The sequence below is a fragment of the Streptococcus sp. NPS 308 genome, from assembly GCF_002355895.1.
Classification (GTDB): Bacteria; Bacillota; Bacilli; order Lactobacillales; family Streptococcaceae; genus Streptococcus.
Genome location: NZ_AP017652.1, coordinates 1,761,735 through 1,773,833 on the forward strand (window position 1 = coordinate 1,761,735; position 12,099 = coordinate 1,773,833).

Annotated in this window: 14 protein-coding genes; 1 reads left to right on the top strand and 13 read right to left on the bottom strand. The window is 41.5% G+C overall.

All coding sequences use genetic code 11. The features are described from left to right. From SNAG_RS08945 to tsaB, 13 genes are all read right to left on the bottom strand, one after another. Complete coding sequence (locus SNAG_RS08945; RefSeq protein ID WP_096408537.1) at positions 1–1,062, bottom strand: methionine ABC transporter ATP-binding protein; 1,062 nt, start codon at positions 1,060–1,062, stop codon at positions 1–3. Continuing rightward, complete coding sequence (locus SNAG_RS08950; RefSeq protein WP_096408540.1) at positions 1,055–2,428, bottom strand: M20 family metallopeptidase; 1,374 nt, start codon at positions 2,426–2,428, stop codon at positions 1,055–1,057. Before SNAG_RS08950 ends, SNAG_RS08945 begins: the two co-directional genes overlap by 8 nt. A 118-nt stretch (positions 2,429–2,546) precedes the next feature. Then, positions 2,547–3,401 carry a MetQ/NlpA family ABC transporter substrate-binding protein gene (locus SNAG_RS08955; protein WP_061407494.1) on the bottom strand — a complete coding sequence of 285 codons (855 nt, stop codon included), beginning with the start codon at positions 3,399–3,401 and terminating at the stop codon, positions 2,547–2,549. A gap of 152 nt (positions 3,402–3,553) precedes the next feature. Beyond that, positions 3,554–4,396, bottom strand: coding sequence for an amino acid ABC transporter substrate-binding protein (locus tag SNAG_RS08960; protein ID WP_096408542.1), 843 nt, complete (start codon positions 4,394–4,396; stop codon positions 3,554–3,556). 102 nt (positions 4,397–4,498) lie between these two features. Then, complete coding sequence (locus tag SNAG_RS08965) at positions 4,499–4,822, bottom strand: AzlD domain-containing protein (RefSeq protein ID WP_000253927.1); 324 nt, start codon at positions 4,820–4,822, stop codon at positions 4,499–4,501. Then, positions 4,812–5,507: an AzlC family ABC transporter permease gene (locus SNAG_RS08970; RefSeq protein WP_096408545.1), complete on the bottom strand. Its 696-nt coding sequence runs from the start codon at positions 5,505–5,507 to the stop codon at positions 4,812–4,814. Before SNAG_RS08970 ends, SNAG_RS08965 begins: the two co-directional genes overlap by 11 nt. A 141-nt stretch (positions 5,508–5,648) precedes the next feature. Beyond that, positions 5,649–6,257, bottom strand: coding sequence for a hypothetical protein (locus SNAG_RS08975; RefSeq protein ID WP_096408548.1), 609 nt, complete (start codon positions 6,255–6,257; stop codon positions 5,649–5,651). Positions 6,258–6,398: 141 nt separating this feature from the next. Next, positions 6,399–7,073 carry a CPBP family intramembrane glutamic endopeptidase gene (locus tag SNAG_RS08980; protein WP_096408550.1) on the bottom strand — a complete coding sequence of 225 codons (675 nt, stop codon included), beginning with the start codon at positions 7,071–7,073 and terminating at the stop codon, positions 6,399–6,401. Positions 7,074–7,193: 120 nt separating this feature from the next. Next, positions 7,194–7,862 (bottom strand): CPBP family intramembrane glutamic endopeptidase, encoded by a 669-nt coding sequence (locus SNAG_RS08985; RefSeq protein WP_096408553.1) that lies wholly within the window; start codon positions 7,860–7,862, stop codon positions 7,194–7,196. A gap of 115 nt (positions 7,863–7,977) precedes the next feature. Continuing rightward, positions 7,978–8,841, bottom strand: a complete 864-nt coding sequence (locus SNAG_RS08990; protein WP_096408555.1) for an Rgg/GadR/MutR family transcriptional regulator — start codon at positions 8,839–8,841, stop codon at positions 7,978–7,980. A gap of 96 nt (positions 8,842–8,937) precedes the next feature. After that, a complete protein-coding gene (tsaD, locus tag SNAG_RS08995) occupies positions 8,938–9,948 on the bottom strand; it encodes a tRNA (adenosine(37)-N6)-threonylcarbamoyltransferase complex transferase subunit TsaD (RefSeq protein ID WP_096408557.1) in 1,011 nt (336 codons plus the stop codon). Then, positions 9,938–10,375 (bottom strand): ribosomal protein S18-alanine N-acetyltransferase, encoded by a 438-nt coding sequence (rimI, locus tag SNAG_RS09000; protein ID WP_096408559.1) that lies wholly within the window; start codon positions 10,373–10,375, stop codon positions 9,938–9,940. The genes tsaD and rimI overlap by 11 nt, the downstream gene beginning before the upstream one ends. Next, complete coding sequence (gene tsaB, locus SNAG_RS09005) at positions 10,372–11,055, bottom strand: tRNA (adenosine(37)-N6)-threonylcarbamoyltransferase complex dimerization subunit type 1 TsaB (protein ID WP_096408563.1); 684 nt, start codon at positions 11,053–11,055, stop codon at positions 10,372–10,374. The genes rimI and tsaB overlap by 4 nt, the downstream gene beginning before the upstream one ends. An 809-nt stretch (positions 11,056–11,864) precedes the next feature. On the opposite strand from tsaB, the gene SNAG_RS09015 reads away from it, so the two are divergent. Beyond that, complete coding sequence (locus SNAG_RS09015) at positions 11,865–12,098, top strand: DNA-dependent RNA polymerase subunit epsilon (RefSeq protein WP_000639585.1); 234 nt, start codon at positions 11,865–11,867, stop codon at positions 12,096–12,098. The last annotated feature ends 1 nt before the right edge of the window (position 12,099 follow it).

Sequence of the window (12,099 nt, forward strand, 5' to 3'; positions counted from 1 at the left end):
TTACTGTCCTCCCTTCAATACTTTTAACTGCACACCAGCCTGACGGATGGCTTCTTGAGCACCTGCTAGCGCTGCTTTTTCACCTGACAAGACCACCACCAATTCTCCAACAGGAGTGCCATCGAGAATTTCGATATTTCCATAAAGGATATTAGCCGTTACTTGGTAATGCTTGTACAATTCATTCAAAAGTGGTTCGTCTGTCGAAGCCCCTGCATACTTGAGTTGCACCAAAAGGCTATTCGCAGACAAATGCTCCACAATTTCTTGCTTCTCAATCTTGACCATGGCTTCGTCAATACCTGTGGCAGTTGAGATGAAGTCTTGGGTCAAAGGTTGTTTAGGGTCTGAGAAGATTTCAAGGACACTGCCTTCTTCAATCAAACGGCCATCCTGCATGACTGCCACACGATTAGCAATGTCTTTGACAATTTGCATTTCGTGTGTAATCAGGACAACGGTCAAGCCTAATTTTTGGTTCAAATCTTGCAACAAGGCTAGAATTTGCTTGGTTGTCTTAGGATCAAGGGCAGAGGTTGACTCATCTGAAATCAAAATTTTCGGATCGTTGGCCAAGGCACGCGCAATGGCCACACGCTGTTTTTGTCCTCCAGATAGTTGTGAAGGGTAGTTTTCAGCACGATCTGCCAAACCAACCAAGTCTAACAACTTAGCAACTTTTGCTTTCTTTTCTTCCTTGCTGAGTCCAGAGTGTTTAAGGGCAAAGGCTACATTTTCCTCTGCTGTTTTTTGACTCATGAGGTTGAAATGCTGGAAAATCATCCCGATATCTTGACGTTTGCGACGCAACTGCTCTGCCGTCAAGGTCACCTTGCCGTCAAAAATCACATCGTCGTCAATGGTAATTTTGCCTGCAGATGGTTTTTGCAGGAGGTTAATCACCCGGACTAGAGTGGATTTTCCTGCTCCAGAATATCCTACGATACCGTAGATATCCCCTTCTTGGATGTGAATGGTCACATCCTTGACCGCTGTGATGGTTCTCTTCTTTTGGTGAAAGGTCACATCGATCTGATCTAACTTGATAATATCTCTACTCATAGCTTCTAATCAGCTCCTCTACTAATTCAATATGGGTGTAGTAATCGGCGATCCGCACGTTTTCATCTCCACCGTGGTCTCGGCTATTGGCATTCCCTAAACCGAAGGCTACCATAGGTACCTCTAGGGCGTCAAAGACCGTATGCATAGGTCCTGTCCCCGCTGTAGTCGGCAAGACCGATACGCCCTGAGGGTAGAATTTCTTGGCCAACTCGATGACATTGAGAATGGCTGGCGCACTCATATCGCTTCGATAACTCATCTCTCCCAAGGTATAATACAATTCTACCTTATCAAAACCATTTTTGTCTAGCTGTTTCCGAATTTTTTCCAGAACATCATGCGGTTCTAAGCCAGGAACCAGACGAACCTCTAGCTTGGCACTAGCTTCTGCTGGCAAAATAGTCTTAACACCCTGACCTTGGTAACCAGATTGGATTCCCTCTATATTGAGTGCAGGTTCAAAAAAGAATCGTTTGAGAAAGGCAGCGCGCTCCTCTTGTAAGAGAGGCAATTCCAAGCCGTAAATGCGGCTGATTTCCCCGGGGTTGCCTTGTGCATAGGTGTCCACCAAGGCTAACTCTCGTTCATTCGGCTCTTGGACATCCTCGTACAAGCCTTCTACTAAGATACGACCATCTGCAGCGCGTAGGCTACTTAAGGCCTGGATAAGATACCATGGTGCTGACTCCACGACACCTCCATAACTCGAGTGGATATCCACATCCGCACTTTTCACCTTGGCATCAAAGGTCACGATTCCCTTGTTTCCACCAGAAATTTCTAACTGCTCCAAGGCATTTTTGGTTCCTTGCTCCCAAACTAGCAAATCTGCTCCTCGGAGTTTGTCTGCGTGTTTCTCTAAATACTTATCTAAATCCATAGAAGCAGACTCCTCTGCCCCTTCCATGATAAAGCTGATATTGACTGGCAGGTCATCGTGGTGCTGCATATACTTTCTCAGAGCACTCAAACGAGCCGTGATGTGCCCCTTGTCGTCGTCAACCCCACGCCCATACATAAAGCCATTTCGCACAGAAAGTGTAAAGGGATCCTCTGTCCAAATCTGATCTCCGTCCGCTGGTACGGTGTCATAGTGATTATAGAAAATCAAGGTCTTAGCATCTGGACGCGAACTCTTGAAATGCGCCATGACAAAAGGCGCCGTGTAGCTCTCATCTATCTCGACTTCAGCTCCCACACGCTTGAAAATCTCACCCAAATAGTTGGCGACTTCCTTGAGCCCGACCTGCTGGGCAAAGACTGATTTCTTAGAAATCAAGGTACGCAAAACTTCAAAATAATGCTGGGCTACATGATCCTTTTCAAATTTTTCAATCTGCTTTTGTTCACTAGGAAAAACCATTTTTTCTCTCCCTTTCTAAGGACTTGTGTCTATGGACGGACTACAAGATTATCTTCTTCAAAACCAACAGTCTAGACAAAAGCAAGAGGTGGAAACTCTCCCACCTCCCTATGTCTTATTACCAAACTGGTTGGTCCAAACCGTCTGATGTTTCTTCGATGACTTTTTTCACTTCATCAGTGTGGTAAGCCGCGATAATTTTCTTGATGGCATCAGCTTTAGGTGATGATTCCCAATCTTTTTTCGCAACGATGATGTTGTACCATTGTTTTGAGTTTTCATCAGCTTGCTCTTTGAAGAGTGCTTTCTTGTAGTCCAATTTTGCTTCTGTAACGAAGGTATTGTTTACAACGGCAGCGTCAACTGATGACAATGAACGAGCTGTCTGGCTAGCGTCCAATTCTGTAATCTTCAAGTTCTTTGGATTTTCTTTGATGTTCGCAACTGTTGCTAGAGCCGTTCCAGAAACATCCAATTTGATCAAACCAGCTGATTGAAGCAAGTAAAGCGCACGGCTTTCGTTTGTTGCATCGTTTGGTACAGCAATTTCACCGTTATCTGGGATTTCTTCCACTTTGGTGTACTTGTTTTCTTCCCCATTTTTACCTGAGTAAAGGCGGATTGGAGAGATATAAGTATCTGCAATCGCTACAAGGTCTTTCCCGTTTTCTTTGTTCCAGTTGTTCAAGAAGTTGTAGTGTTGGAAAGCGTTCAAGTCTACTTCGCCATCAGCAGTTGCCTTGTTTGGTTGAGAGTAGTCAGTAAACTCTGTGAATTCCAATTTAATGCCATCTTTTTTAACCAATTCTTGGATTTTATCCCAACGTGCTTCTTCAGAACCGCTACGGTTAACTGTTGCAATTTTGACAACTGTTTCGTTATCTGCTTTCTTTTCTGCATTTCCGCAAGCTGCAAGAGCCAAACCTGCGACTGTAGCAAGAGCTGCTACACCGAGCCATTTTTTAATTTTCATGATTCTTTCTCCTTAAAAATAATACTGTAACAGTATCTCATAAATTGTTTGATTTAACAAATTGTTAATAGATAGGCAGACATATAGTTTAAAACTATATACCTCCAGAATGGAAAACCATCCATCTACCAGAGAATGGATGATTTACAAATTTATTTGATATCAGCTTCTGCTGGGAGATAAGTGTCTCCGAAGAACTGTTTAGACAATTTTTCAAGAGTTCCGTCTTTGTAGAGTTCTTGGATACGTTTGTCTACAAATGATTTCAACTCATCTTGACCTTTAGCAAGAAGTGGGTAAACGTAAGGTTGTTGGTCGCTTGGAAGTTCGATGACTTTCAAGTTGTCCAAACCTTGGTTTTTGATAACTGTCTCAACACCGATTTTATCAAAAATCTTGTAGTCAAATTGTCCATCACTCAAACGAGACATGATTTGTTGGAAATCTGCCTTAGTGTAGTTAAGAACCGTTGGATTGTCTGCGTGTTGTTTGTTATATTCTTCCAATTGTTTTGCTGAGGTTGTTCCTTGAACAACTTCAGTAGATTTTCCACCGATGTCATCGAGAGATTTGATGCTATCGTCGTCTTTCTTCACAACGAGAACGTTAGGGTTTTTAGCAGTTGGTGCTGCGTAAAGGTATTTTTCTGCACGTTCTTTGGTATAGCTGAGGTTGTTAACAGCCATTTGATAACGATCACTATCAAGTCCTGGGAAAATCCCTGACCATTCTGTCTTTTCAAACTTGACTTCATACTTGTCAGAGTCTTTAAAGATCGCACGGATAAGTTCAATCTCGTAACCAGTCAATTCACCATTTTCTTCATAGATAAATGGTTTTGGTGAACCGTTAGTTGCTACGACGATTTCTTTTTTACCAGATGTTGCTTCACCTGATGCTGCATCTTTCTTATCTCCACCTGAGCACGCTGCTAGTACACCTGCAGCAACAAGCCCTAGGGCAGCAAGAGATGAATATTTGACGATTTTTTTCATGTCATTTCCTCCAAAATAGAATACCTTACTATCTTATCAGAAAATAATTTTTTTCGCTATTATATGATATCTATCTCGGTGATAGGTTTTTTTTATGGCTGACTAAAAGACCAGACGCAAGACTGCAATCAAGACCACTCCAAAAAGAACTGTGCCCACTAGATTGCGGTAGCGAAAGGCTACCCAAGCCGTTGGAAAGACTGCTAAAAAGTCCAGCCACTTGATCTGAGGAAGGCTCCCAACCTTGCCTGCCACTACACTTGAAAGGATCAAGGCAAAGATAATGGAAACAGGCAAAAATTTCAAAAAACGCTCAACGATAGCTGGCAAACCCTTGTACTTAACCAAGATGAAGGGAATCATACGAGGTATCCAAGTCACTAGGCCCGAAAAGATAACGGCTAACAAAAGATATTTACTGACCATCTAAGACCACCCCCATTGTACATCCAAGTAGCGTCGCAAATAGAACAGCTAGAGACTGAGACACCACTGTCAAGAGCAAAAAGAAAGACACCGTAACAACTGCTATGATTTTCAGCAGATTGCGGACAGGAATCCGTCTTTGCATAATCTGGAACTGCGAAGCAAAAATCCCGATAAACATTCCCACCAGGGCAAAATCAAGGCCAAAGATTTCTGGATTTGGCAGTAAACCACCTAGAGCTGTCCCAACAACTGTCCCAACAAACCAAGCTACATAACTGTTGAGATTATTCCCATGCATCCACATAGGATTGACCTTGTCTGTATGGGCTAATTCTCCCATCAAAACCCCGTAAGTCTCATCTGTCAAGAGACTAGACATACCGATATTTTGCCAGAGACTGGTATGACGGAAATAGGTCGACGCATGCAAGCTCAGCAAAAAGAGTCGTAAATTGATTAAAAAGACTGTCATGGCAATGGCTGCTACAGGTGCTTGGACCGCAATCAATGCCAACATGGCAAACTGGGCGCTCCCAGCATAAACAAAGAGGCTCATCAGGCCCATCTCAACAGGTGTCACATAGGGCGCACCGATAATCCCACAAGCTAGACCGATACTAACATAGCCAAGGGCAGTCGGCATGGCAGCCTGAACACCTTCCCAAAATCCTTTTTCTTTCATTTTTTTCCTCTTATTTTCTTCGTTTGAGACTGTTCAAGGTCACAGCCACAGCAAGAAATATTATAACACATTCATAAAAGAGAAAAAAGTTTAGAGTTTGGAACTTGGAACTAGTAAACATTGTAAAAAAATTTTACCTGCTTATGGATACATGAGAAATTGATCCACTCGAATCATATACTTGTTGGATTCAGTTTTTTCAGCATATTCATCTTCTGTCGGATAGACATCGACCCAGAGTTCCCACTGCTGTCCTTTCAATTTGACCTTGTAACGATAACCGTCATCGTATAGTCCTACCGGATCAGTGGTCATGGACTGGTAATCTGGAAGAGCTTCAAGTTCTTTTTTTATAGTCTGGGATAGATTGTTGAGTACTACTTGTTGCTCCATCTTTGAAGTTACAGGAATATGAGCTGTCGCTTCTTCCAAGCGATGCGATTTTGAAAATGTGAATCTTGCTCGACCTGTATAGCCCTTCAAAGAAATATTTTCATAATCATAGAAAAGGCGGCCTGTTTTATAGAAATAAGAGTCTTCTGCACGCCAAGTATCGCGATAGGCCATTTCCTCTTCTTCCACCACTTGGCTAGCCTCTCCAAATACTTTTTCAAAAGATTTAACAGGCATACCGAAAGAAAGGGATTCAAACAAGACCAGTTGCGTCTTTTTGATATTATGGCAAGCTGATAAAAGCATGAGTAAAGCTCCAAGAGCGAGCAGACTACTGATTATTTTTGTAAATTTCATATTTCTACTATACAAAAAAAGGTTAGGATTGACAAACTTTGATCGAGTCGGATTTCATGAAGGGTAAGTGACAAACCGTCATAATAAGAAAAAGACTGGGAAGCCAGCCTTATCTATGTGATGTAAAAAATTCTGCCAAGTCTAATACCCAAACACCAGTAAACTGACAATGATTAAGAAGTTATTCCACAAGATGTGAAGGGCCATAGACCAATAAACTGAACGTGTATAACGAAAGAACATACAGAGTAGCAGACCTGCTCCTGCATAAATGATGAAGTCTGTTAACACCCATCCATACTGTAAAACATGAATGAGACTAAAAAGAGTAGAGGAAACAATGACATCAACATAGTATGTTTTAAATTTAGCTAGAGCTGTCATCAGAAGCCCACGAAAGACCAATTCTTCAACTACAGGAGCAATGAGACTACCATAGAAAATACGCGTTATAAAGTAACTAATTCCTGTCAAATTAGCTGCTTCTTTCACAATTGCACTACCATTTTGCGTGCTTGGAAAGATCTGAGTCGTTATATTTACCCACAAAAATATCAATATAAAGGAAAGAAAGAAGATAGCTAGATAGGGCCAACGAAACTCGAAGCGACCATAATCTTTCCAACGTTGACTCTTGACAAGAACCACAGTAGCAGCAATTCCCTCAATTACTATCAATAAAATTTGAATCCCATAAAATCCAAAATCTGATAATTGATCCATAAACTCTAATCTCACTACTAAATTAAAAATCAAGTAATAAGACATAAATACCAAAATGGTCCCTAGATAAAATTTCGTTTCTTTCCTTTTCATAGTTGATCCTTTTAAGTTTTATCTGCGTCTTTTTTCAGCCAAACCTGCCCAGAGGGCTTTCATCCAATCAAAAGCTCTAGCACGAGGAGTCGGCCTCATATTTATGTTTCTAAAAAGACTCTAAAACAACAAGGGCAAAATCTGGCCAATGCCATTGTAGACTATATGCAGTCCAATAGGCCAATAAATGGACTTGGTTACTCTAAACAAGACTGCAAGTATGAGGCCACCACCCATATATACGAAAAAGTCTGTCAAGACCCAACCGTGATTACTAATGTGCAAGATTCCAAACAAAGCAGCAGAACCAAGCACATCCAGACCCCACTTCTTTCCTTTTTCCAGAGCAGTCATTACCAACCCACGATAAATCATCTCTTCAAAAATGGGACCTGCAATCACAGGATAGAAAAAATACATCAAAAATGCCGTTGCTCCTGTAAAAGTAGGAATATCGAGTTGATAAGCAATTTCATTTTTGGTAGGTGGGAAAATAACAAATGTGACAAAATTCCAAATAACAAAAGCAAGAAGAGCTAAAAAGGAATAAAAAAGATAAGACCCTTTAAATTTTCTACTGTTGATTTTCTGCCATTTACCTGACCAAACCATAACAATAATAGCAAGCAGAACCACAAGAAAATTCAACATCATATCCGACAAATAATAGGCAAAGTCAGATAGACCAGCAGCAAGGCCGCTATGTAAAAGCAAACGAATGAAGAACTGGTCAGTAATGACAAGTAGAATAGCTACAAACAAGTAGTAGCGTGAGATTATCTTTTTCATTTTATTTTCTCCTATACTATGAAATAAAGACAGTATAACACGAAAAATGCCCTATTTTAGAAAATCGCATATTTGACATTTTTTCTTATAGAAATTTCATTTTTGCGATTGTTTGTTAATCGATAAGGTCTTTATATTGCTGTAAGCGTAGTTCAAAAAGGGCTGTTAATTGTGGATTTTCTAATACTTGTAGAGATTGGATAAAGTCTTCAATCTCTTTTTGATTACTTCCCTTGGTTTGAAGGAAAATGCTCATCTTCTTTAAAAACTGCCACAATAATTTCTCAAAAACATCGTATGGACGGAGCATGCTCTCCAACTCGGACTCAAAGATTAGGATGTAAGAGAAAAGCTTACGCTCCATAAGCTCTGATATGATATTCAGAAAGCCACTTTTCATATACAGTCTATTGTGTGCCAATTCTTTAAATTCCTTGGATTTTTCAAGTAAAGAGGTTGATAAAAAAATCAGATCTTGGTTGCTCAAGAAGGGCATGGTATTGCAAAAAATATAGAGTTCAAACCAGGTCCAAGATTCGATAGCATAGAGATAAGTAGTTAAAAACTCGCTATCCTCCTCTTCTAACGGATACCTTTTATCTAAGGAATGAATGGCATCTTTAATCACAATAGCGTTCAAACGACGATAGGTCTGCGCCATCTGTTCTTGTTCGACTTCCTCCAACAGTTGCTCTAAACCCGCTATATCTTGATGGGCAAAACGATCCACAACCTTTCGACCAAATCGCATGTGTGGGGATTCTTGGTAGTTGTTGAGCTTGTGCCCAAACTCATCAAAGGTCACATTTATCCCTTGGATAGCTAGGATCAGCTTATCCGCAGACAGCATAGACTGTCCCAGTTCAAACTTGGATAGCTGGGATGCTGTCAGTCCATCACAAGCAACATCTGACTGCTTGAGTTTTCTCGCCAGACGCAATTCCTTGTAAAATTCTCCCAATTCCATCTTTTCAATCATGGCCAAACTCCCTTTACTATTCTATTTGTAAAAACTTTTCCTTTTTTAACATATTATAAAATATTTTAGCAAAAAAGCCAGCTTCAAGCTGACTCTTTATTCCATGGTATCAAAGGCAAGACTTGGTTTGGCATTGAGGTCTAAACTGGCAAAATTCTTCTTATTCCACTCACTGACACTGGCATAGGCAATCATACCAGCATTATCACCGCAGAGCCGCAGAGGTGGAATGATGACCTTGACATCTGTAATTTCGGCTGCTAGGCGTTCTCTGAGACCTTTATTGGCTGCTACACCACCTGCCACTACCAGAGTTTTAACAGGATATTTCTCCAAAGCCTTCTTGGTTTTTGCCATGAGAATATCCATGACAGCTGCTTGGAAGGAAGCACACAAATCCTCTTTAGACAAGCTTTCTCCCTTTTGCTCAGCATTGTGGTGAAGATTGATAAAGGCAGACTTCAAACCTGAGAATGAAAACTCCAGATTATCCTCCTTGATCATTGCACGAGGGAAGTCATAAACATCCTGACCTTGATGGGCCAACTCGTCAATCTCGCGACCTGCTGGATAAGTCAAGCCCATGACACGACCGACCTTGTCATAAGCCTCCCCAACTGCATCGTCTCGTGTCTCCCCAACAATCTTGTAATCGCCAGCCTCTGACACATAGACCAACTCGGTGTGTCCTCCGCTGACCAAGAGTGCTAGGAGAGGAAACTCCAAAGTCTCCACACTCTGAGCTGCCATGAGGTGACCAGCCATGTGGTTGACGGGGATAAGTGGCAAGCCATGCGCCCAAGCAAAGGCCTTGGCAGCTGACAAACCAACTAGCAGAGCTCCAACCAAGCCCGGTCCATAGGTAACCGCCACAGCTGTTATGTCGTTTTCAGTAATTCCTGCTTCTGCTAGCGCCTCCTCGATACAGGCTGTAATGACCTCGACATGGTGACGACTAGCTACTTCTGGCACTACGCCCCCAAAACGTTTGTGGCTCTCAATTTGACTCGCAATGACATTGGACAAGAGCTCATCGTCGTTTTTCAAGACGGCGACACTGGTCTCATCACAGGATGTCTCAAATGCTAAAATATATCTATCCTTCATCTACTTCTCTCTTCATGATAATGGCGTCCTCGACTGGGTCATGATAGTAAGTCTTTCGCTCAGCGATGACCGCCATCTTTTCTTTCTTGTAAAATGCTTGCGCACGTTGGTTTGACTTTCTGACTTCTAGGAAAATCTCCTTTTCTGCTGGTAATGTTGCAAACAAAGCTGGCGCAATTCCCTGACCCTGATAGGCTCCTTTGACAGCGATTTGCAGGACTTCTGCCTCAAAGAGATTCTCCTGAACGGCTAGAAATCCAATCACTTCTTCCCCATCATAAGCCAGAGCATACCAAGTCTGGTCTTGGGACAGGTCTGCTTGGATTTGTTCCAGCGTCCAAGGACTGACTGGGTAAACATCTACCATAACAGCATAGATAGCTTGAGCTAAGTCAGGTTGCTGTTGGATTCGTTTGATCTTTATCATAGGCGTTTAATGTAGGACTCGCCAGACTCGGTGTGATTCTTGAGCCAGTTTTCTTCAGCCTCAACTCGTTTGAGGTAATTTGGCACAAAGTCGTGCAAGGAGTCTGCTTCCTTATCCCAGGCCCTAAGAGCTAGATTAGCTGCATTTGGCAAGGTTTCTTGGTAGCTGGCTTGTGGTAGTTGTTCTTGGATCTGTTCCACAAAGGCTCCAACTTCTCCGACAAAGGTCACCTGCTCAGCATCCTTGACCTGCTCTAGCACTTCCGAAAAAGACAGGTGCGCTTCTGGCAAGACTGGCTTGGCATTTTCATAAAAGCCTGCATAGACATTGTTACGACGCGCATCCATGATAGGAACCACCAAGCCTTCTTTTTGGCGTGGCACCAGAGCCAATAGACTAGACATCCCAACTAACTCAATGTTCAGAGTATGAGCCAAGGTCTTGGCAGTTGCTACCGCAATTCGTAAACCTGTGTAGCTACCTGGTCCCTCTGCCACCACGATGCGATCCAAGTCCTTGGGCGTCCAATCCAGACTAGCCATCAAAAAATCAATGGCAGGCATGAGGGTAATACTGTGATTTTTCTTGATATTGATCATAGTCTCGGCAAGAACTTGCTTGTCCTCTAAAATGGCTAGAGAAAGAGCCTTGCTAGACGTATCAAAAGCTAATACTTTCATAACACATTCCTATCTTTTTGTCTGTTTACTATTATACTACAAAAGCCAGCGCATGGGAATTTTCTTTGTTTTGAAACAAAAGGGCTTACCACTTAGACAAAGATGAAGGCAAAAAATCAAAAAAGTTCTAGCTTTTTTCTATCTTTTTCGAATAAAAAAGTGAACAAGAAAATTGAAAGGTTCTTCGTAAGAAGTGTAGATAATTCATGCTAGATAAAAGGCACATTTTTAGAAGGATGAATGTTATTCTCTTCATCTCTTATAGTTTGCTTATCATTATCAATGATTTAAACATAATCGTTACACCCTTACCAGTTGATTCATCTGTTTGCATTGTTTTCTTTTTATGCTTCAACTCGATTTTTGCTGAGAAAAAAGAGGAGCGTAAAGATGGCAAATCCTTTGACTCTTTTAACCATCAATGTTAAAATGTAATTCAACACTGGTAGGAAAATCAGGTTGAGTCGTTGACTCTTCGGGTTGCAGTGCTATCCCTGAAACTTTGGTTTCTAAAGAACTGAAATTGCGATTGAACAATTCGCCCCCAGTGTTTGACGGCTCTTGACTTCGGTCAAGGGCTTTTTCTTTTTGTTTGTTCAAAACAATTGTCTTTCATCTTGTCATCCAAGTTTTACGCTTTTGTCAGCCTTTACTTTCTCATTTTCCGTCTTTTACTAATTTTTCATTTTATGGTATAATTGAAATAATTGTAACGAATCAAGGTCAATCTAGACACAAAATGGAATGAAATCAAGCAAATCTCTACTAAAAGTTTGGAATAAGCTGACCTGTAAATAGAAAGGAACTATATGATTTACAAAGTTTTTTATCAAGAAACAAAAGAACGTAGCCCACGTCGTGAAACAACACGCTCACTTTACCTAGACATCGATGCCAGCTCAGAACTTGAGGGCCGTATCGCTGCTCGCCAACTTGTCGAAGAAAACCGCCCAGAGTACAACATCGAATTCATCGAACTCTTGTCTGACAAATTGCTAGATTACGAAAAAGAAACTGGCGCTTTCGAGATTACGGAGTTCTAAT